Here is a 23348-nt window from a genome sequence, read left to right as displayed (position 1 = left end):
AAAGTGAATTTATGAAAAAAGCGAACTGTTGGGCTTAGTCCGCTAAAAATTTATTTTTGTTGTTTTTTCCAATAACCAAAACCTAAAAGGGAGAGCAAACTGATTAATCCAGTTGCTAAACTAAGGTAGATTCCTAAGTTACCACCAGGAGTTTGATAGGTAAGCTCAACGTGGTTAGTTCCCTTTGGAAGTACCGCACCGACAAAGCCTTGGTTAACTACTTGAGTAGCAGTTGGTTTGCCGTTAACGGTTAATTTCCATCCTTTTGAATAAGGAATAGAAGTGGTTAATACGGTTTTTTCTGGGTTATGACTGGTACCAGTTACTCGGTTGCGTTTTACTTGAATGTTGCGCAAACCGTTAGTTTGGTTTTGTTTAATTTGAGCTTGATAATCCGGTTTAAACGGAACGGCAATGATGCGAGCTCGTTTGAACTTGATTCGATCAACCCCAGTAAATTTCAAATTAATTTGTTTCCGAGCTTCACTGGAGTAACCGAGGTTTAACAACGCTTGTTTTTTGGGCAAGTAGTTGGATAGCTCGTCGGTCCCTAGTTGGGTGACCGCGTTATTCATGCCCTTGGTAGAAGCGGTTAAAATGAAGCTACCGTTGTGGTAGGTCAGCAAGTTCTTACGCCAGTTGTCTAGTAAATCAAGCTTGGTCGTGAACTTTTGCTTCAAGGAATTTTTGTTTTGCTCGATTTGCGCCTCTTGGGCATTGGAATTATTACGTCCCTCAATTCCATCTAATTCCAAATAGAGTTCGGCGTTCTTGGTTAGTTCCGGATCGTTAATCTTTAGGGAAGCCGGAACTTTGGCGCTAATTTGGTCCTTGGTTAACAGGGTTAATCCGTGTTTGTTTTTACGTTCCAGCTTATCGATAGTTTGCTTATTTTTGGCAAACAGCTTGTCTAATTGATTCTTATTAATATAGTTGATGTTTTGGTTGGAATAGCTTTGCTCGTCTGCAGCATAAGCAGATTTATCTAATTGCTTTTGGTTCGTCAACGTTTTGTCAGCATCAAACTTCACCCGATAATTCAGTTTTTGAGAGTAGTTTGGATCTTCTAAGGTTTTAATCCCCGCAACCGGTTTATCCAGATTAGCGGCATAGACCAGACTTTGTTCCCGGTCAGTGGCAGCTAATTTTTCCAACTGGTTGGTCGTGATGGTTTGATTTTGGGTGTACATCAACGGCATAGCGTTGTGGTTCTTAGCAATCAAAGTACCGCGTTGTTTCTTTTTGCCCATTAATTGATCAACTCCTGGGAAAAAGAGCAGGCGGTGATTTTGCTTACGCATCAATTCAAAACCAAAGGGGAGGTTGCGGTGTGCCTCATCAGAATTAACGAACATGTATTTAACCCCCATCAAACTAGTGATGGAAGAACGGTAGTCGTTTTGCATCACCGGACTGTTGGGAGTGAACTGATTGTTTTGGATTAACTGTTCCAATTTACCCACAAATCCGTTTTCCACGGTGAGGTAGGACGCAATGTCATGGGTTCCTAAAAACATCGGAATGTTGGAACTAGCGTTGAAGAAATCGGTGTTAATAAAGTTCGCACGACTATCAGGGAAATAGTGGTACCGTGGACCAATCGTGGTGCGATAGTTGCCGAGTTCTTTTTTTACCATTTTTTCAGCGCCGTCGTAGTAGTTTTGGACGTAGTTTTTAGCCACGTTCTGCTTCAACATTCCGTTGGAGTAACCACTGCTATCGGGACTGTAGAATCCGAGTCCTAGAGCCACCAAGTTGATGGTGACCACGGCTAACACACTAAATTGCAGAGTTGCTGGTTTCCATTTAAAGACGGAATAGGACAATAGTAGTCCGACTAGAGTAAATAGGAGGAGGAACTCACTGAAATCATGACGATAGGCCTTGAGTAAGAAGCCGTTGGCCAGCCAAATCAGGATGATTAAGACCACCGAACTGCTGGCTAAGGTAGCCAGATCACGTTTGGTAAGTTGAGTGATATGATCACAGAAGATGGCGGTTGCTAACCCAATGGGGAGTAAAATTAAGGATTCCCAGCGATTGGATGGTGAAGCAAAAGCGTTAAAAATGGCACTAAAACTAGGAATTAAGAAACCAACTAAAGCGACTAGTAAACCGCTGGCTAAAGCAGCATGTTTTTTAAAGTGGCTAAATAGGTAGACGACTGCCAAAAAGCTAATGCCACTAAGGCCGATGATGAGCCAAAAGGTAAACGGCCCCCCGAGACCCAAGACTTTTCCGGGTAAGTTGAGGTAGTAACTAAGTGGATAGAGGAGGTAGCCGTTGGCAAAGGTGTTGCCAATTCTAGTCGAAGTTAAGGCATATATAATAGTAGGAATAAAAATAACGCTGGCTAAAAGAATTCCTAACAGAGTGGCACCGATTAATTTTAAGAAGGATTTTTTCCAACTAAACCAGGCCTGCTTTTGCACACTAACGGAGCGGATGATTACGTAAATTAAGCAACCTAAACCTAAAATGTAGGCAAAGTAGAAGTTACTTAAAAAGGTAATGAAGACCGCCAAGGTGAGGGGAATGATGCTTTCTCCATTAAATGCCTTTTCAATCCCTAATACTAAGAGGGGAAAGAAGATTAAGGGCAAGATGAAGAACGCGTGGTGCATCCCTGCATATAACGCATAACTTGAAAAGGTGTAGGTGATGGAACTAATGATCAAACTGTACTTTTTAAACTGAAAGCGTTTAGCGAGACATAAAAAGGCTAGTCCCGCACAATAGAGTCGCAACAGTACCAGCAGACCGTATCCCAGTTCTAGTTGGGACTGGGGAAACAGAATGATTAGGTAGTTGAACAGGTCTCCGGTGACATAGTAGGAGTAACTAGTAAGTTCGTTGGCCCCCAGGCCGATGTTAAACGACCAGTTGGTGATGCCATGTCCCGGATGCGTAATAAAGTTGATTAGTAAATCATGAAATTGGAGCAGGATGGGGTAGTGTTGCGCAATTCCATCAAAACTCCAGATTAAAGAACTACCCGTTAGGTAAAACGTCCAAATAAAGCACGCACTGATTAGGAAAAAAAGCAGTGTATAGGCGAGCCACGCCGGGATGTTTTTAAATTTTTGCATGTTGAAACCTCTTACTGTGTAAAAAAAACGAGGCAAGCCTCGTTTTAGTTTATATTATTTTTCTTCGTCTTCTTCATCGACTTCTGGCTCTAGTTTAGTAACCTCAAACCAGTTGACGAAGGAGTTTTCGTAATCAAGCACCTTAAAGTTAAAGTCGCCTAATTTAACAACGTCACCGACTTCGATTTGTGGATTATGTTCAATTACAAATCCGGCAATGGTTACGATATCAGAATCGTTGAAGGCCTTAATCTCAGTATCAAAGAATTTTTCAAAGTCATAGGTGTTTAATTTACCGCTAACTTTGTAAGTTCCGTTGGGTTGCTTGAAGATAGAAACGTGGTGCGATGGATCGATTTCATCTCGAACCGTTCCAAAGAGCTCTTCGTAGATATCCTTATCGGTAATGATTCCAGAAGTACCACCGTATTCATCAATCACGACCACGATTGGTTGGTGATTTTTAATCATTTGTTCTAAGACCATCGCAATCGGAGTGGTTTCAGAGGTAGTGCTGATTTCGCGGATGGTATCCTTAATTGGTTTTTCCGGATTGATCTGTGATTGTTGAATCAAGTCATAGATGTAAACGTAACCTAAAATGTCATCCTTATCGTTGTTTTTAACGACGGGGAGACGACTGAATTTGGTGTTTAGGTATTGTTCAGTAGCTTGGTAAACGGTTGAATCATAATCAACGGTCTTAAGTTGGGTTCTATCAATCATGATGTCGCGAGCAGTTTTATCGTTTAACTCAAAGGCCCGGCGCATGTATAGGTAATCATCTTTTTCAAGGTCACCATTTAAAACCGCAGCTTTGGAAACACTCAAAATCTCTGATTGAGAAAGAGCTTCTCCACTTTCATCAGCAACGGGGAGACCTAATAACTTAACTACTCCAGTCGCAGATTTATTCAACAACCAAGCAAATGGGTAGAATAACACGTGGAAGTAGTGAAGTGGAGCACCCACAACGTTTAACACTTGAAGTGGCATATCAATACTGATGTTTTTCGGAATAATTTCCGTGAAAACCACTTCAAGGTAAGTTAAGATAAGCACACCGATTATGACACCGATACCGTGGATAGTAGTTGTGTTTAAGCTAATATTCCATGAATTTAATAAATCGACGATTAGGTCAACGGCAAAAGTTTCACCAATCCAACCTAACACAATTCCCGCAACCGAAATTCCGACTTGCGTAGTAGAAAGATACTCATTTAGGTTTTTAACCATGTGCATCTGTAAGTTAAGTTTTTTCTTTCGTTTGGGGGTAGTGTTGTCGTCGTCAAGTTCTTCTTGAATGGCTGTCGGCCGTGATTGCACAAGGGCAAATTCACAGGCAACGAAGAATCCAGCAAGGAAGAACATTACTAATATAATGACTAAGTCGACAAATATCGAACCAGTAACCAAAAAGCATTCCTCTTTTCATTTAAAATAAATAATAATTCGCAATTAAAGTATCGATGAGATACTTACATAGCCTCATTTTACCATAATGTAAGAAATTAGATGAACCTTTTAATTAATGAATAGTTTATTTTTAGTTAATAAGTCTAATTTTTACTTAAAAACTACCAAATTAACTGTGAAACCAGAAAATTTTACATAGCTTAGTTATAATAAACGAAAGAAGGTGACGAAGATGGAAGAAAAAGAATTATTGGGCTTAACTGATGAACAAGTCCAAGCCCAAATGCAAGCGGGCAAGAAAAATACCAAACAACCGTTGTTAACTCGCTCGGTTAAAGACATTATTTGGCAAAATACCTTTACGTTGTTTAACTTTATCAACGTCTTTTTAGGTGCCTTGGTGTTTTTCACCGGTAGTTATAAAAACATGTTGTTCTTGTTGATTGCCACCTTAAATACCTCGATTGGAATCATTCAAGAAATTAGATCTAAACGACAGGTTGATAAGATGGCCTTGCTCTCGCAATCTAAGGTCAAGGTACGCCGAAACGGGAAGACCGTACAAATTAGTCCAGATGATCTGGTGGAAGAAGACTTGCTCCTGCTAGATTTGGGTGATCAAATTCCAGTTGACGGGGTGGTAGCTCAGACCGCTGAACTAGAAATTGACGAATCCCAGATTACCGGTGAATCGGATGTGATTTTAAAGAGTACCGGGGATGCGCTAATCTCGGGAAGTTTTGTTGTTAGTGGTCATGCAGTGATGCGAGTGACTAAGGTTGGAAAAGAAACCTTTGTGAACTCGATTACCGAAAAGATTAAAAAATCAGATCGAACTAACAGTGAACTTTTAAATTTAATCAATAAAATTATCAAAATTTTGACGTTCATCATTATTCCCTTGGGAATCGGATTGTTCATTTCCCGGATTATGCACAACGTGGACTTAACCGAATCCATTTTGGGAACGGTGGCAGCCATGATTGGGATGATTCCAGAAGGATTAATCCTGTTATCATCAGTAACGTTAGCTATTTCTGCCTATCACTTAGCTAAGAAACAGGTGTTAGTGAAGGACTTGGCTTCGATTGAAACCCTAGCCCGCGTGGATACCGTCTGTTTGGATAAAACCGGAACGATTACCAGTGGGAAGTTAACCTTTAAGGAACTAACTAACGTGGCTCCCGGTTATCGAAAAGCAGAGGTGGCTGAGATTATCGGTTCCCTAGTTCACGCCATTAACGATACCAATGAAACTGCCCAGGCCTTGCAAACCGCCTTTCCTGGTGACGGAAACGCTGCTCGTCGAATTGTGCCGTTTTCATCTGCGAGAAAGTGGAGTGGGGTTGAGTTAGCCAACCAAGGTAACTACATCTTGGGAGCTCCTCAGTTTGTGTTACAGCTGACTGCGGACCAAAAACAAACCATTCATCAATATGCGAGCCAGGGGAACCGGGTATTGGCCCTCGTGAAAGCACGTAAAATGGAAGTGACGGGTTGTGAGCAAACCGAATTAATTGCGTTAATTTTGATTACAGATGTGATTCGACCAGATGCTGCCGACACCTTGTTGTATCTTAAAAACCAAGGGGTCACTAGTAAAGTGATTTCTGGAGATGATCCGGTCACGGTGGCTAGTATTGCCGGACGGGCGCAAATCGATAATCCCAATCGATTAATTGATATGTCAGAAGTCGATGATGATGCGGACTATCAAAAAATTGCTGCTGCAAATACCATCTTTGGCCGGGTGAAACCAGAACAAAAAGAACGCTTAATGAAGGCACTACAAGCTAACGGCCATACCGTTGCCATGATTGGGGATGGTGTCAACGACATTTTAGCGTTACGCCAAGCTAACTGTGGAATTGCGATGGCATCAGGAAACGAAAGTACCAAGAGTATTGCCGATTTTGTCTTGATTAACTCAAACTTTTCAGCCTTGATCAACGTCTTAAAGGAAGGGCGTCGGGTAATCAATAACATTGATAGCATCGCCGCGCTTTACTTGATTAAGACCATGTTCTCAGTTCTATTGAGTATCATTTTTATCTTTGTGGCCAAGAGTTATCCGTTCCAACCCATCCAACTCACACCGATTAATAGTTTAATGGTGGGAGTGCCATCATTTCTATTGGCGTTAGCACCCGATTTTCGTCCCGTGCAAAATCGATTCTTTTCAGGGGTGATTGGTATCTCGTTGCCATCGGCTCTCTGCGTGGTTTTCTATATCTGGATGATTGGGGTAATTGCGCCCTTTATCGGACTTAGCCAACCGCAAGCCGATACCTTAAACGTACTTTTAACCGGGTTAGTTTGTTGGAACGCCTTACTATTACTAGGGCGGCCGCTAAACCGGTACAAAGGTATGATTGTGACGGGGAGTATCTTAGCGTTCAGTGTGGTCTTTTTACTTTTTGGCAAGTTTTTCTCGTTAACTACGATGTTTGAACTACCAATTTTTCTCACGGGGGCCGGACTCTTAATTACCATTCCGGTGATGTTTAACTTCGTGCAAAAAATGGTTTTAGCCGGAAAGCGATTAGTTAAGCAATAACACGTTTTTGTGTAACGTTACACAAAAGTGTAGAATGACAAGTAAATATTAATTTAAATCGTAAAAGCTACTGAAACCAGTGCTTTTGCGATTTTTTTATAAAAATAAATAAAATGATTGCATTTTTTTGAGATGGTGATATGATTTAATTGTGAAATAAATAACATACTTCAAACTTGTGGAGGCAATTGATATGGCAGAACAAAAACAACCAAATATTGATGAAATTAAAACTAATATCAACGACATGGTTAAAAGAGCGCACATCGCTTTAGACGAAATGCACGACTTTGACCAAGCTAAAGTTGATAAAATTACTCACGCAATGGTAATTGCTGGGGTAGATGCCCACCAAATGTTGGGTGAAATGGCCGCTAAAGAAACTGGTCGTGGAGTGGCTGAAGATAAAGCAATCAAGGACCTCTTTGCTACCGAAGAAATTTGGCACCACATTAGAAACGATAAAACGGTCGGTATCATTGATGAAGATCCCGAACAAGATTTAATCAAAGTAGCTGAACCACTCGGTGTGTTGGCTGGGATTACACCAGTTACTAACCCCACTTCAACCACTTTGTTCAAGTCCATCATTTCCATGAAAACTAGAAATGCCATTATTTTCAGTCTTCACCCTCAAGCAATTAAATCATCCATTAAAGCCGCAGAAATTATGCGTGACGCTGCTGTGGCAGCAGGTGCTCCTAAAGACGCCATCCAATGGATTGTAAATCCTAGTCGTGAAGCTACCAATGCTTTGATCAAACACCCCGGCGTGGCATGTACCCTTGCTACCGGTGGTCCTGGTTTAGTTAAAGCCGCATACTCAACCGGAAAACCAGCCCTTGGTGTTGGTCCTGGTAATGGTCCTGTATACATAGAAGCAAGTGCCAACATTCCTCGTGCCGTGAATGATTTGGTTCTTTCTAAGACCTTTGATAACGGAATGATCTGTGCCACTGAAAACAGTGCGGTAATTGACTCATCAATCTACGATGAAGTTAAAGAACAACTAGAACTTAGCCGCGTTTACTTTGTTCCGGAAAAAGAAAAACAAATCTTAACCGATGCCATGTTTGATAGCACTCGTTTAAGCGTTAAAGGTCCCGTTGCCGGTGCAACTGCGCAACAAATTGCTGATATGGCTGGCATTAAGATTCCAGAAGATACCCAAGTGTTGGCTGTTGAAATGACTGGAATTGGTCCTAAATACCCAATGTCTGGAGAAAAATTATCACCCGTAATTTCCGTATATAAAGTTAGTGGTCACAAACAAGCCTTTGAAACGGTCGCTAAGTTACTTAACTACGGTGGATTAGGTCACACGGCCGCAATCCAAACCACTGATGACCAACTTGCGGTGGACTTTGGAATCGCCGTAAAGGCTTCTCGGGTTATGGTTAACACTCCATCTGGACTAGGGGGAGTTGGAAACCTTTACAACAACATGACACCATCCCTTACATTAGGAACTGGATCATGGGGTCAAAACTCCATCTCACATAACGTTACTGACTACGACCTATTGAACATTAAGACAATCGCGAAAAGAAGAAATAATATGCAATGGATTAAATTACCTAAGATTTACTTCGAAAAGAATTCAGTTCGTTACCTAGCTGACATGCCAGGAATTCACAAAGCCTTCATCGTAACTAGTCCCTCAATGGTTAAATATCACTACGTTGACAAAGTGTTAGATGAACTAAACGCCAGAAATGATGGAGTACAATACTACATCTTTGATGACATTCACGACGAACCAACCACCGACACAGTTAATGCCGGTGTCCTTCAAATGAATGGTTTCAAACCAGATACCATTATCGCTTTAGGTGGGGGTTCACCACTAGATGCCGCTAAGATGATGTGGTTACTTTACGAAAACCCAGAAATGGACTTCTACGGTGCTAAACAAAAATTCTTGGACATCAGAAAACGGGCTTACCGCTTTGACAAACCAAGCAAGAGTCAAATGGTAGCTATCCCAAGTACTTCTGGAACTGGTTCAGAAGTTACACCATTCTCAGTTATTACGGATGCTAAACGTCACATCAAGTACCCACTAGCTGACTATGCACTAACTCCTGACGTTGCCATCATCGACCCTCAATTTGTGGCAACCGTTCCTAAGAGTACCATTGCTGCTTCTGGTTTGGATGCCTTGACTCACGCAATTGAATCATACGTATCCACCATGGCATCAGACTACACTCGTCCAATGTCACTTCAAGCAATCAAGATGATTTTTGAAAACCTAACGAAATCCTACAACGGTGATATGGTAGCCAGAGATAAGATGCACACTGCTTCTACCATTGCCGGAATGGCCTTTGCCAACGCTTTCTTGGGAATTACCCACTCCATCGCCCACAAACTCGGTGGTAAGTTTGGAATTACCCACGGAATTGCGATTGCCATTACCTTGCCACACGTAATTCGTTACAACTTCGAAAAACCTAAGAAGATTGCTACTTGGCCTAAGTACGAATCATTTAGAGCTGACGATGATTACGCTCAAATCGCTCGTTACCTTGGACTACCAGGAAATACTAACGAAGAATTAAAAGAAGCCCTTGTCCACAAGTTCATCGAACTCGCTCACTCAGTGGGGGTAACCCTTAGCTTGAAAGCACAAGGCGTTTCAAAACAAGAATTAGAAGAAGATGCACAAGCACTTGCAGAACTTGCTTACTCTGATCAATGTACAACTGCTAACCCTAAAGAACCATTGTTTGTCGACCTTAAGAAGATTATTTTGGACGAATATGATGGTGTCGGAGTAGAAACTGAGACTGACAAAGAAGTTTAATAAATGAAAAAATGAATCGTCGAAGAACGGTTCATTTTTTTGTTTTAAAATATTATTATTTGATCAATTTTACAAAAATTTTCATAAATGATAATTTAGAGTAATAGAATTTAAATTTAAAATTTGTAGATATTGCAAATTGTTAGTAGGAGTACATGTTATTTGAATTTTATTTTAATTATATTTTTAATTTTATTTTTGTGAGTTATATTTGGAGGTTTGGAGTGGGAAATATTAAAAAAAATTTATTTTGCACAATCACGGTCGTGCATTGTTTAAACATTTTTTTTACTAGCATTGAATTAATTGTAAGTGTTCTTGAATATGATTTAGAATCTTCTTTTTATCTTTTTTATTTTTATACTTTTGAGATTTTACTTTGTACAGTACCATGTATTATCTATATAAGAGATATAAAATATGTTAAGTTTCATAATGAATTTTGGTCTTCTTTTATGGATAGAGTTCATGATTTTATTTTTAATGAGTCTTTTTCGGTAATTTTTTCTTTAGTTGGATATTTTGCTTATATTAATATGGCATTAAAAATTGAAAATGAAAAATGGATTTTAGCTATATTTTTATTTATTATTTTGATTTTATTACCAATTATTTCATATCGAAAAATTATTTGGAGTGTAGATGGATTAATTTCAGATAAAAAAGAAGAAAAAGCTAAACAAGATAAAAATAGAGAATTTAAAAGAAAACATGTTTCAAATAGCAATAAAAAAAGAATAAGACGCGGAACTCGTGGATAAATATTTTTTATAGTATTAATAAGACATTTGATCTTTTGTAATTTTCATAAAATCAAATGTCTTTTTTGTTTGCAACCGTTATTAGATGAGCATTTTACAAAGTTCAACAGAGATGGTAACCTAAAAAAATAAATTTAAGTTTGGAGAATTGAAATGAACAAAAAGATAGCCGCAATTATTGCCGCAGTGATCGTAATTATCATTGCTGTAATTGGAACTACTCTCTATGTAAATTCAGCTAATAACGTGGAACAGTTAAAATCACCAACGATGACTAATCGGGTTCGGGTGAACAAAGCCAGTGAGACCAGCAGTAATCCTTCTGATAAAGATAAAAACGCAACTAAGACGGATAAAAAGGACCAGTTTGAAGAACTCCAAACTGCCGATTCCGCCATTGACTACTTAAAGAAACAACTAGGTTACGCCAATAACGATGACATCATCGGTGGAGGAGTCGAAAAAGATGCCGATACCGGAAATAAATATTTCTTGATTCAGTTGAAATCATTATCCGCCGTATTGAAAAACGGTGCGGGTGGCACCATCGGTTACTACAAGGTTTATCCTAGTGGGGCTTGGAGTGATACACCTCAACCAGAAGCTGAGAAAAAGACCGACACTAATAACGATAACAAAAATAATACCAACAATAATGATAAAGATGAGAACAAACCAAACACCAAAGTTACTTATCAGAAAGACGATGGTAGCGTAGTGAAAAAGATTGCCGAACAAAATCACGGTGCCAGCGTGGTGAATTCGGCAGCGGATGCTACTAAGATTATTAGCGATAGCAACAATAATAACAGTGATTTAACTTACGAAACGGTTTCAAGTGTTAATGACCAATACGTCATTCACGCGACTTCAAATAAAATGAAGGAAAATGGTGGGACTGGTTCAGCCGGGGACTACCTGGTCGAAAAAGATGGAACTTACTATCTGATTACGGATGTTAAAGTCGAATAAAAGCATAAAAAAATACGTCATTGAGAAAATTCTCAACGGCGTATTTTTTAGTAGCTAATTAAACAAATTTGTTATCTCTTAATTGGTAGTGTTTGATGTCATCAACGGTTTGAGTTCCGGCTAATTGCATCACCATCTTAAGTTCTTCGGTTAATTTATCAAAGACTTGTTCAACCCCTTTGCTGCCACCTAGAGCAAGACCGTAAACGGCAGGACGACCCACAGCAACTAAGTCAGCACCACTAGCAAGGGCTTTGAAAACATGTTGACCACGACGAATACCAGAATCAAAGACAATGGGTACTCGGTGGTTAACGGCTTGAGCTACATATTGTAAGGAATCAAAGGCAGCAGGACCACCATCTAATTGACGACCACCGTGGTTACTTACCCAAATTCCAGCAGCACCGGCATCAATAGCACGGTTAACGTCTTCAGCACTTTGCACACCCTTAACGTAAACAGGAAGTCCAGAGTAGTTGACGATGAACTCAATGTCTTTAGCGGATAGTTTTTGTTTAGCTGATCCGTAGACGTAGTTCATTGATTTACCTACACCTTCAGGAAGATATTCTTGCACAATCGGCATGTTAACGGGGAAAACAAATTGATTACGAATATCAACTTCTCGGTTACCACCAACCGTTGCGTCAGCAGTTAAGATGATCTTCTTAATTCCCAATGCTTTTACGCGATCAATGATGTGTTTGTTAATTTCATTGTCCTTGCTGAAGTAGAATTGGAACCATTCGGGAGTTCCTTGTAAAGCTTCCGTGATTTCTGGTAAATCAACGGATGAGTAAGAACTGGTGGTATAAATGGTATTGAAGTTATGTACACCTTTAGCGCTGCCAATTTCTCCGGAATCGTTGGCTAACTTGTGAGCAGCCACCGGAGCTAAAATGATGGGCGCAGTAATCTTGTGACCATCAACAACGGTACTAGGATCTGGATTTTCCACGTTTTCTAATACGTGGGGAATAATTAATTTGTGGTTAAAAGCACGATCATTTTCTCTTAAAGTAAATTCATCGCCGGCACCGCTGGCAATGTAACCAAACGCACCTTTAGGAATGACTTTTTCTGCACGAGGTTCTAGATCGTAAGTGTTAACGAAGTTTTCGATAGGACCTTCAGCGTTACTTGTTTTAAATTCTTTCATTGTGTGACCCTCCAAGTAATATATTTACTACAACCTAATTATAACGCTAAGTGACAGAATAAAGTTTAAAAAGTTCTGAGATATTTTAGGTTAAAAACAGTAACTATTTAATGAAGAAATTACAAAATAAAAGCTAAAGAAAAGATGTAATTTTAGTTTGATAACGCTAGCTAAACGATTATTAAAGCTAATCGTTTTTTTTTTATATAAAAATAATGAAATGACTTAAAAGATTACCGGTAGATTAAGTGATTAGTAAAATTAATTGAAAAAAATAAAAAAACAATCCAATTAATTGGATTATTAAATAAATTGAAGTAGTTACTGTAATTGTGAAAAATGTTATTTAAAAAATGTAAATAAAGTTATAAAAGAATTTTAAAGAAATAAATGCCGGGTACAATTCGCTATATTGAAACTTTTTTCACAATCTTGAAGTTTTAAATTTTAAAAAAAACTAAAGATAGTTTCAGATTCGTTTTAAAATAAAACGTTATTATATTGATGTTTTGCGACTGTATAACAATTATTTTATTAATTAATTATTAAAATTATAATAATATTTTTTTAAACTAGAAGTTGAAATGTGAATATCGTTACATTATACTAACAGTAAGTTTATTTTGTTATAACTTTTACAATTTAATAAAAGGGAGTATGTATGCTATACAATAAGAATAAATTTCAAAAAGAAAATGACAAAAAAGTATTAAGAAAAGTGAAAAAACAATGGGTGACCGTCTCATTGGCAACTTTCATGTTGTTAGGTGGAGCTAGTTTTACTGTCGGCAGTACAACTGTAAACGCTGATGCAACTCCAGCTAAAACAGAAGAACCTGCAACGCAAAAATCAGATGCAGCTAAGCCAGCTTCAGATGTGCCGGCAAGTTCAGATGGACAGGAACCTTCTAATTATGATGAATTAATATCTAATACTTTTGGTAATGCCAAATCAGCAAGTGCTGGAAGTCACGCTGTAAGTTCAGCAAGCACGGAAAGTCATGCAGTAAGTTCAGCAAGTACAGAAAGCCACACTGTAAGCTCAGCAAGTACAGAAAGTCACGCTGTAAGTTCAGCAAGTGAACAAAGCCAGGCACCAGCAAGTTCAACAAGTGACGGCAGCCATGCTGTAAATTCAACAAGCAAACAAAGTCAATCACCAATGAGTTCGTTCAATGATGAAAGTAGAAGTAATAATGAAAAAAAATCTATTAGTAATTTAGAAGACATTAGATCTTTTACTGATGATGAAAGTGTGGATGATAATTAAAAAAATATTCCAGATACAATGGGATTAAATATTAATTCTGATATTCAAAATGAAAAAAATTTCACTGATGCGCGTAAAAAAGCAATTGTAATTTATCAATTGAGATATAATAATATGGTTACTAAACTTGAAAAAGCAGGATTATCTCAATCTGTAATTAATGATTTTTCAGAAAATAGACAACCAAAATCAGATAATAAAACTTCAAAAGGAAGTTATAATGATGCAATTTCATTTCTTTCTGATGATTATAAAAACGTACAATCAGATGATTCTAAACTTATTTATATTCAATCTAGATTTACAGGATTTACTGATGGTTTAGATTCTGGGTATGAATCTTTAGTTAAAGATAGTGCTAGTAATAAAGTTACTGAAATTAAAGAATCTGTTTTTAAAGAAATTGATGATGACGCATGGTTAAGTGAAGCAGAAAAAGGAACTGGCGAAGGTACAGATAAAGCTAAAATTAATAGTGAAGTTGAAAATGCTATTAATTATATAACTAATTCTAATTCGTTAAATGACATAACTACTTATACAAATGGCCTTGAAAAGAAATTTGAAAGTTTGCGTACTAATAATGCTGAGATGAGGCAGGTTCAAAATGATTCAAAAAATAAAGTAGATCAGATAAAGAATTCTGTTTTTAAAGAAATTGATGATGATACATTTTTAACTAGTGAACAAAAGGAAACTGGTGAAGGTACAGATAAAGCTAAGATTTCAGCTGCGGCAGAAGATGCTAAAACAGAAATAGGTCAAAAAACTGATTTAGGTAAAGTGAATGAAATTGTTAATGGCTTAGAAACTAAGTTTAATAACTTACGTACGCATAAAGAAGAAACAGTAAAATCAAATGCCAAAGCTAGCGTAGATCTAAAGGTAACGGAATTTAATAACCAAATTGATGATGACGCATGGTTAAGTGAAGCAGAAAAAGGAACTGGCGAAGGTACAGATAAAGCTAAGATTTCAGCTGCAGCAGAAGATGCTAAAACAGAAATAGGTCAAAAAACTGATTTAGGTAAAGTGAATGAAATTGTTAATGGCTTAGAAACTAAGTTTAATAACTTACGTACGCATAAAGAGGAAACAGTAAAATCAAATGCCAAAGCTAGCGTAGATCGAAAGGTAACTGAATTTAATAACCAAATTGATGATGACGCATGGTTAAGTGAAGCAGAAAAAGGAACTGGCGAAGGTACAGATAAAGCTAAGATTTCAGCTGCAGCAGAAGATGCTAAAACAGAAATAGGTCAAAAAACTGATTTAGGTAAAGTGAATGAAATTGTTAATGGCCTAGATCAAGAATTTAATGCTTTACGTACGCATAAAGAAGAAACAGTAAAATCAAATGCCAAAGCTAGCGTAGATCTAAAGGTAACGGAATTTAATAACCAAATTGATGATGACGCATGGTTAAGTGAAGCAGAAAAAGGAACTGGCGAAGGTACAGATAAAGCTAAGATTTCAGCTGCAGCAGAAGATGCTAAAACAGAAATAGGTCAAAAAACTGATTTAGGTAAAGTGAATGAAATTGTTAATGGCTTAGAAACTAAGTTTAATAACTTACGTACGCATAAAGAAGAAACAGTAAAATCAGATTCAGTTCGGAACATTACCAGTAAAAAAATAATATTTCTAGAAAATGCAGAAGTAGGTAATGGATTAACTAGAGACCAAAGCAAAGCTAAAACTTTAGATATTAAGCAAGCATTTGTTAAATTATCAATTAATATCAACGATGCAACAAGTGTTGATCAAGTAAATCAACTTATTACTGATACTGAAAAACAATTTTCTGATTTAAATAGTCCTAAAGAAGTAACTGGTGAAAATGGTGCTTTAAAATATATTTGGGATAATAAAAATCGAGTACTAACTTATATCCTAAAAGAAAATGCTGAAAACAATAAATTTGAAAATAATGTTTTAAAAGATATTCAGGATAACCAAAAATTACCATTAGATATAATAAATGACACCGAAAATGCTAAAAAAGCAACAATTAAGTTTGTAGGTGCTGAAAAATCATTTGACTTACCTGATAATACAGAAGGTTTCTTAGCAGGATTAACGAATGTGGAAACTATCTCTGGGTTGAACACATTTGATATAAGAAGTGTTACATCATTAGATAATTTCTTTAATTCTGATATAAACTTGATTACAATCAATGGTAATCATGAAAATGATTCTGATTTATCTCTAAGAGATTTCACTTTTAATGATAATGAATCTAAAGTTAATTGGGATACATCGAATGTTACAAGTATGAAAAATATTTTTAATAATCTACAAAAACTTGAAAATATTGATTTCTTAAGTAATTGGGATGTTTCTAATGTCACTGATATGTCTGGTGCATTTAGAGGTATGAAAAATTTAACGAACTTAAATGGTATATTAGATTGGAAATTATCTAATATATCTGATTTTAATGATATTTTTGATGTGGTAAATAATGCTGATAATAATTCAGTAATAATTTTTAAAGAAAAACAAAATAAATTAGTAAAAACAGTTGAAGCCGAAAAAGAAGCTGTAGATCAAGCAATTACTGCAGATAAAGGATTAACAGGATCAGCAAGTAAAGAAGAAAGTAAAGCTGCAAACGATAAGTTTAATTCATTAAATGAACAAATAGCTGCGGCTAAAGATGCTGATGCTGTAAATGCAATTGCGGTAAACTTTGCTGGAATTCATGTTTCAAGTGATAAACAAAACAAGCCAGCCGCCAAAAACAGTAGTAACAAACCAGCACAACCAACTACTACTAACAAGACTGACAATCAAACGAGTGCAGCTAACCATACTCGTCCAGTTACAGTTCCTGCCCACGAAGGTAATTACGCAGCCGCTAAGGAAACTCCAACCAACGCTAACGTAACTAACTTTGCTGGTGTAAACGCCGCAACTGGAACCTCAGATGTTCAACTTGCTACAGCACAAACTGGTTCACAAAACCAAGCTAATAATGCTGACAGCAACAATGCAACTGATAGCAACAATGCAACTGATAGCAACAATGATTCAAACAGTAACAACGATGCCAAAACAGCAGATACTAAGACGAAGTCAAATGCTAAGACTGCTAAGCATATGGCAACTCCTAAACATGCTGCAAACAAAGAACAAGCAAGTGCAAAACATGCTTCAACTGATGATAATAGTGATCACACTAATGTCTTCTTAGCATCACTTGCAGCCGTACTAGTAGCGGTAGTCGGTATCTTTGCATGGCTCAAAAACTTTTATGGTAAAAAAGGTTAATTAAATTACTTTGATTAAACTTTGATACCGAATATTAATCCCTTGATTGAGATGAAAATCTCGATTGGGGGATTTTTATTTTGCCCAAAATTCAAAAACTCTCCGTGTTAAAAGACCAGTCTAGAACTCATGTAGTGGCTCTGACTGGTCTTTTTTATAACTTTTAATAAGTGGTAATTACATTTAATCATATATGATATGATTGTGAATAACATATCTAACTATCTGCTAAAATGCCGTTATTTAGCAAAAAACTTTTCTTTTCGGGTTGTATGTAAGCGTTTACAGTGGTATATTTTATGTGGGCAAAGGAGAGTAAAAGTTTGCCCAGTTGTTAATGATTTTTAATTAGTGAAGGGATGATTATATGAACCGCGCAATTAATGTAAACTCAGAGATTGGTAACTTGAAATCAATTTTACTTCATCGCCCTGGCAAAGAGATTGAAAATATTACACCAGACACAATGGAGCGCATGCTTTTTGATGATGTACCTTATCAAAAAATTGCTGCAGAAGAACACAACTATTTTGCCAAAGTCTTACAAGACAAAGGCATCGAAACTGTCTACGTTGAAGATTTATTAGAAGACGTTTTACAAGACGAAGCCATTCGTAATCAATTCTTAGATACTTATTTGGCTGAACACTTTTACACTGGTGCCGCTGCTACTGATATTAAGAGCTACTTTGCTACTCTATCAGTGCACGAACTAGTAACTGCCATCTACGCTGGACTTCGTCGTGGAGTAGTGGACTTTAAACACCCAAGTCTTCACGACATTTCTGGCTCAGATGCTAACAACCCATTTATTTTAGACCCACTACCAAATGCTTACTTTACTCGTGACCCACAAGCTATGATTGGTAGCGGATTAACCATTAATCACATGACTTTTGCAGCTCGGAAACCCGAGTCATTAATCACTGATTACATAATGAAGTATCACCCAAGATTCAAGAACCAAGTCGACATCTGGTTAGATCGTTCGATTGATTCTCGCATTGAAGGTGGAGATGAATTAGTCTTAAATGACCACACGCTTGCAATTGGAGCTTCACAAAGAACTTCAACCCGCTCAATTGAAAAGTTAGCGAAAGCGCTCTTTGACAGCCCACATTCTAAATTTGATACAGTGGTTGCCATTGAGATTCCCCATAACCACGCCATGATGCACTTAGATACGGTCTTTACCATGGTTAACTACGATCAATTTACGGTCTTCCCAGGGATTATGGACGAAGCCGGCAAGATGAACATTAACATTCTTCACCCCGGCAAAGACGGAGACATCGTGATTGAACACCGGACTGACCTAATGGCTACTTTAAAAGAAGTTCTCGGTCTTTCAGAAATTGATTTAATTGAAACCGGTGACGGTGATCCAGTTATCTCTGAAAGAGAACAATGGAACGATGGTTCAAACAACTTAGCCATTAAACCTGGTGAAGTCGTAACTTACGACCGTAACTACGTTTCCATCGAATTAATGGAAAAACACGGCATCAAAGTTAACCAGATTCGTTCATCTGAATTAGCTAGAGGACGTGGTGGAGCACGTTGTATGTCACAACCAATCTTCAGAGAAGATTTAACTAAATAAAAAATATAGTAAATGAGGAATGTATGATGGAACTATTAAAAGAACTACAATCACTACAAGGACGATCATTTTTAAAAGAAGCTGATTTTACACCAGAACAACTCGAAGCTTTAATCGATTTCTCCATTAAACTAAAAAAAGAAAAACAGGAAAAGGGCAAGGTAACTCCTTACCTTCACGACAAAGACATCGTGCTTTTATTCCAAAAGACTTCGACTAGAACGAGATTATCTTTTGAACTAGGTGGAGATGATTTAGGTGCCAACACTGCCTACATCGACCCTACTTCTAGTCAATTTGGGAAGAAAGAATCCGTGGAAGACTCTGCTCGTGTGTTCGGTGAACTAGCTGACGGAATTGAATACCGTGGATTTGAACAAGCCGACATGGAAACCATGGCAAAATACTCTGGGGTTCCCGTGTGGAACGGTCTTTCAAACGAATGGCACCCAACTCAAATGATTGCCGACTTTATGACTGTTAAAGAAGAATTCGGCAAACTTAAAGGCTTAACTCTTACTTTTGTCGGTGACGGTCGTAACAACGTAGCCAACTCTTTGTTAGTTTCTGGTTCCATGCTCGGAGTTAACGTGCACATCGTTGCACCTGACGAATTACAACCTACTGCTGAAATTCAAAAATTAGCTAATGATTACGCCGCTAAATCAGGGGCAAAACCATTAGTTACCTCAGATATTGCAGCAGGGGTTAAAGGATCAAACGTGCTTTACACTGACGTTTGGGTATCCATGGGTGAAACCAACTGGCAAGAAAGAATTGATGAACTCCTTCCTTACCAAATCAACATGGATATGGTGGAAAAGACTGGTAACCAAGACGGTCAATTAATCTTCATGCACTGTCTTCCAGCCTTCCACGATGGCAACACCATCTTAGGTGCCGAAGCTGTGGAAAAATACACTGGTTTAGATAAACCGGAAATGGAAGTAACTGACGAAGTCTTTAGAAGTAAATACGGACGTCAATTCCAAGAAGCTGGTAACCGTAAACACTCAATCATGGCGATTATGGCAGCTACTCTCGGCGATTTAAGTCTTTTTAAATAATCCTAGTTTAAAATTGAGAGGATAGATTAATGGAAAACAAAAATGGAGTTTCGTTTTTAGGATTAGTGATGTTGGTAATCAGTTCCGCAATTGGGGCGGGAATTTATAACGCGAGTTCGGGATTAGCGTCAGTTGCTACTCCCGGACCAGCGCTACTAGCATGGCTAATCACTGGAGTCGGCATTTTTGGATTAGCATTAAGCTTGAAATCGTTGAGTGAAACTCATCCCGAATTAGAAGGGATTTCTGACTATGCCCAAGCGGGATTTGGTAACTTTGCCGGCTTTTTGTCCGGTTGGGGTTACTGGCTCTCTGCTTGGCTGGGAAACGTGGCCTTTGCGACGATGATGATGTCATCAATTGGGTACTTCATTCCATCGTTTCGTTCCGGAAACTCATTGATTGCCGTAGTTACGGCTTCGGTGATTTCCTGGTTCCTAACCATTTTAGTTACACACGGAGTGGAAAGTGCCGCCTTTATCAACACCATTGTTACCATCGTCAAGTTGGTTCCTTTAGTAGCTTTCATTTTATTAGGAATCATCATGTTCAAGGCCAATGTCTTTACTGAACATTTCTGGCAAAACTTCAGTACTAACTTTACTTATACTAGTGCGACTGGCAAGGGAGTCTTTGATCAAGTTAAGGGCTGTATCATTACCATGATGTGGATTTTTATCGGGATTGAAGGAGCTACCATGATGGCAGGTCGGGCGAAGAAACGTTCTGACGCCAGTCGGGCCACTATCATCGGGTTTATTTCCCTTTTGGTAATTAATGCCGTCATTTCCATGCTTCCTTATGGATACATGAGTCAAGCACAACTAGCTAAGATTAGTAACCCGGCTCTAACCTATGTCGTTGAAGACATGATTGGACCAATCGGTGGGGCGTTAGTAAGTATCTCGCTCATCATCACGATTGCCGGAGCTTGGCTATCTTGGACCATGTTGCCAGTTGAAGCAACGAGTCAACTTGCTAACCAAAAATTACTACCAAAGTGGTTTGGGTACTTAAATAAGAAGAACTCTCCATCTCATTCCCTCTGGTTAACCCAAATTTTGTTACAAATGTTTTTAATTTCATTATTATTCACAGATTCTGCATATACTTTTGCAATCTCATTATGTACCGCCGCAATTGTGATTTGTTACGCCCTAGTCGGCGCATATCAAGTTAAAGTTGGTCGGGAACAACATTCCGTTAAATTGATGGTTCCAGGGATTATTACCGTGTTATTTGAAATCATCGGAATTGTGTTTGCCGGATTACAATTTCTCTGGTTATGTTCCATCGCCTACGTGTTAGGCTTCGTTTTCTACATTATGTCAGTGAGAGAACGCGGAGAAAAATTAACGAAATTTGAAATCATTATGATGGTAATCATCACGATTGCTGCAATTACGTCCATTATTGCATTAGTAATGGGAAAGATTGGAGTTTCATAAAATGAAGAAAATTGTTATTGCTCTAGGTGGAAATGCAATTTTGACTGATGATCCTAGCGCAAAGGGGCAACAAGCAGCCCTTGATAAAACGGTGCGACGTTTAGTTGCTTATCTAAAACAAGCAGACGAACCGGTGCAAATGATTATTAACCACGGAAACGGTCCGCAAGTTGGTAACCTCTTGTTACAAGAGATTGCCGGGGGCAGCGAAAAGAACCCCGCTATGCCACTAGATACGTTAGTGGCCATGACGCAAGGTGAGATTGGTTTTTGGCTTACAAATGCGTTAACCAATCACGGAATTGATAGTAGTACTTTAGTTACACGGGTGTTAGTTGATGGAAAAGATGCCGCTTTTGCTGCTCCATCCAAACCAATTGGTCCGTTCTATTCAGAACTGGCACCAATTCAAAAGGAACACCCTGATTGGCAAATGGTGGAAGACTCCGGTCGCGGTTATCGTCGCGTGGTGCCTTCACCAAAACCAATTGATATTGTCGAAGTTGATCAAATTAAAAAGCTGGCCAACAGTGACCAAGTCGTAATTGTTGGTGGTGGAGGCGGTGTTCCCGTCGTCAAAGAAAATGGGAACCTTACCGGTGTAGAAGCCGTGATTGACAAAGACTTCACGGCCGCTAAGTTAGCCGAACGAGTTGATGCGGACGAGTTATTCATTTTAACGGCCGTCAAACAAGCTGCCATTAACTTTGGTAAACCGGATCAAACTGATTTAGGCGAAGTTAAGGTGGACGAATTACAAAAATATCTTGCTGAAGGACAATTTGGCAAGGGCTCAATGGAACCTAAGATTCAAGCTGCCATTGAGTTTGTGGAAAAAACGAATCAGAAGGCAGTGATTACCTCATTAGATAACATTGCTGACTTTGAAAAAAATCATGAAGCAACTGTGATTACGAAATAAGATTTACGATTCTGACTGGTAAATTTCTATTGACAAAAGTTGTACATGTAAAAAAGCAGGCATCCATTTCGGATACCTGCTTTTATTTTTCAATCTGTTTGGTTAATAACTCGACTAACTCTTGTTCTTTAGGTGACAATACGTGGGTCTTTCGATAAACGATGGAAACGCAGAATTTCTTTAGGTTTTCGTCATCAATCGGAATAGCTACCAAGTTATCGTTAGGGGTGATGGATTGTTCGGTTAAGAAAGAAACCCCGATGTCTTCAGAAACTAACTGTTTTAAAAGTTCGACGTTTTGGGTCCGGTAGCGGATGTTCACCTTGGCACTATGCTCAGAACAAAGTTTGTTAAAGGCTTCGGTGTGAACAAAGTTATCGGAGAGGGAAACGAAGTTGGCTTGATCTAAGTCCGCAATCGTAATTTTATCCTTTTTAGCAAATGGAGAATCGGGCGAAACGATGATTTTAAAGTCATTTTGGGTGAGGAGTTGGACGTTTAACACGTTACTTTTAATGGGTTCATTGGAACCAAGTAACGCCATGTCAATTTCTCCAGAACGAAGGAGTTCTAATAGTTTGCTAGAACCGGTTTCGATGTTGTCGAGGTCGTCTAAAATGTTTTCTTTAATTAGACTGAGCGCCAGGCTGGGAAAGTAATAGTTTCCGATAATGGGAGGCAACCCAAAACGAATCGGTTGTTTGAAGTTGTGGTGCATATCTTCCTTTAGATTTTCAATTTCTTGGGTAATTACTAAGGTATGTTTTTGCAAAATCTTTCCGTTGGGGCTCACGCGAATTTGGCGGTGCGATTGATTTCGATTAATTAATTCCACGTTAAATTCTTTTTCCAGCCGTTGAATGGCCATGGAAATGGAAGGTTGACTAACGCCGAAATACTCCGAAACCGTAGTGTAGTTCTTGAGTTCAGCGAGTTTATTGAAATAGATTAAATCTTGAAGTTTCATATATGCACCTCATATAAGCAAAGTTT

At 38.3% G+C, this 23348-nt stretch carries 14 protein-coding genes; 10 read left to right on the top strand and 4 right to left on the bottom strand.

Annotation, left to right across the window (positions count from 1 at the left end):
- Window positions 1-50 precede the first annotated feature (50 nt).
- Entirely contained in the window at window positions 51-3089 is a 3039-nt protein-coding gene (locus R4B61_RS01370) for a YfhO family protein (RefSeq protein WP_413627861.1), read from the bottom strand.
- Window positions 3090-3143: 54 nt separating this feature from the next.
- Window positions 3144-4508 carry a hemolysin family protein gene (locus R4B61_RS01365; RefSeq protein ID WP_413627860.1) on the bottom strand — a complete coding sequence of 455 codons (1365 nt, stop codon included), beginning with the start codon at window positions 4506-4508 and terminating at the stop codon, window positions 3144-3146.
- Between the two features lie 232 nt (window positions 4509-4740).
- On the opposite strand from R4B61_RS01365, the gene R4B61_RS01360 reads away from it, so the two are divergent.
- The 4 genes from R4B61_RS01360 (at window position 4741) to R4B61_RS01345 (ending at window position 11607) form a co-directional block, all read left to right on the top strand.
- On the top strand, window positions 4741-7065 hold the full coding sequence (locus R4B61_RS01360; protein ID WP_413627859.1) for an HAD-IC family P-type ATPase: 2325 nt from the start codon (window positions 4741-4743) through the stop codon (window positions 7063-7065).
- A gap of 193 nt (window positions 7066-7258) precedes the next feature.
- The gene (gene adhE / locus R4B61_RS01355; protein WP_413627858.1) at window positions 7259-9874 is read left to right on the top strand and encodes a bifunctional acetaldehyde-CoA/alcohol dehydrogenase; all 2616 of its coding nucleotides are present in this window, start codon (window positions 7259-7261) and stop codon (window positions 9872-9874) included.
- 224 nt (window positions 9875-10098) lie between these two features.
- Complete coding sequence (locus R4B61_RS01350) at window positions 10099-10635, top strand: hypothetical protein (RefSeq protein ID WP_413627857.1); 537 nt, start codon at window positions 10099-10101, stop codon at window positions 10633-10635.
- Between the two features lie 153 nt (window positions 10636-10788).
- Window positions 10789-11607, top strand: coding sequence for a hypothetical protein (locus tag R4B61_RS01345; protein WP_413627856.1), 819 nt, complete (start codon window positions 10789-10791; stop codon window positions 11605-11607).
- Between the two features lie 58 nt (window positions 11608-11665).
- On the opposite strand, the gene lctO is transcribed toward R4B61_RS01345, so the two are convergent.
- Window positions 11666-12769: an L-lactate oxidase gene (gene lctO, locus R4B61_RS01340; protein WP_413627855.1), complete on the bottom strand. Its 1104-nt coding sequence runs from the start codon at window positions 12767-12769 to the stop codon at window positions 11666-11668.
- Window positions 12770-13430: 661 nt separating this feature from the next.
- On the opposite strand from lctO, the gene R4B61_RS01335 reads away from it, so the two are divergent.
- From R4B61_RS01335 to arcC, 6 genes are all read left to right on the top strand, one after another.
- A complete protein-coding gene (locus R4B61_RS01335) occupies window positions 13431-14039 on the top strand; it encodes a hypothetical protein (RefSeq protein WP_413627854.1) in 609 nt (202 codons plus the stop codon).
- Between the two features lie 18 nt (window positions 14040-14057).
- On the top strand, window positions 14058-17315 hold the full coding sequence (locus tag R4B61_RS01330; protein ID WP_413627853.1) for a BspA family leucine-rich repeat surface protein: 3258 nt from the start codon (window positions 14058-14060) through the stop codon (window positions 17313-17315).
- Window positions 17316-17682: 367 nt separating this feature from the next.
- Window positions 17683-18918 carry an arginine deiminase gene (gene arcA, locus R4B61_RS01325; protein WP_413627852.1) on the top strand — a complete coding sequence of 412 codons (1236 nt, stop codon included), beginning with the start codon at window positions 17683-17685 and terminating at the stop codon, window positions 18916-18918.
- A 23-nt stretch (window positions 18919-18941) separates the two neighbouring features.
- Window positions 18942-19985 carry an ornithine carbamoyltransferase gene (argF, locus tag R4B61_RS01320; RefSeq protein ID WP_413627851.1) on the top strand — a complete coding sequence of 348 codons (1044 nt, stop codon included), beginning with the start codon at window positions 18942-18944 and terminating at the stop codon, window positions 19983-19985.
- A 29-nt stretch (window positions 19986-20014) separates the two neighbouring features.
- On the top strand, window positions 20015-21433 hold the full coding sequence (locus R4B61_RS01315; protein WP_413627850.1) for a basic amino acid/polyamine antiporter: 1419 nt from the start codon (window positions 20015-20017) through the stop codon (window positions 21431-21433).
- Window position 21434: 1 nt separating this feature from the next.
- The gene (gene arcC / locus R4B61_RS01310) at window positions 21435-22355 is read left to right on the top strand and encodes a carbamate kinase (protein WP_413627849.1); all 921 of its coding nucleotides are present in this window, start codon (window positions 21435-21437) and stop codon (window positions 22353-22355) included.
- 82 nt (window positions 22356-22437) lie between these two features.
- Here the strand turns inward: arcC and R4B61_RS01305 are convergent, their stop codons facing one another.
- Complete coding sequence (locus R4B61_RS01305) at window positions 22438-23322, bottom strand: LysR family transcriptional regulator (protein WP_413627848.1); 885 nt, start codon at window positions 23320-23322, stop codon at window positions 22438-22440.
- Window positions 23323-23348 lie beyond the last annotated feature (26 nt).

It is taken from the genome of Fructilactobacillus vespulae (assembly GCF_047324295.1).
GTDB classification, from domain to species: Bacteria; Bacillota; Bacilli; order Lactobacillales; family Lactobacillaceae; genus Fructilactobacillus; species Fructilactobacillus vespulae.
Note: the sequence above shows the minus strand (reverse complement) of the source record. Positions and strands in the feature narration are given on the sequence as shown.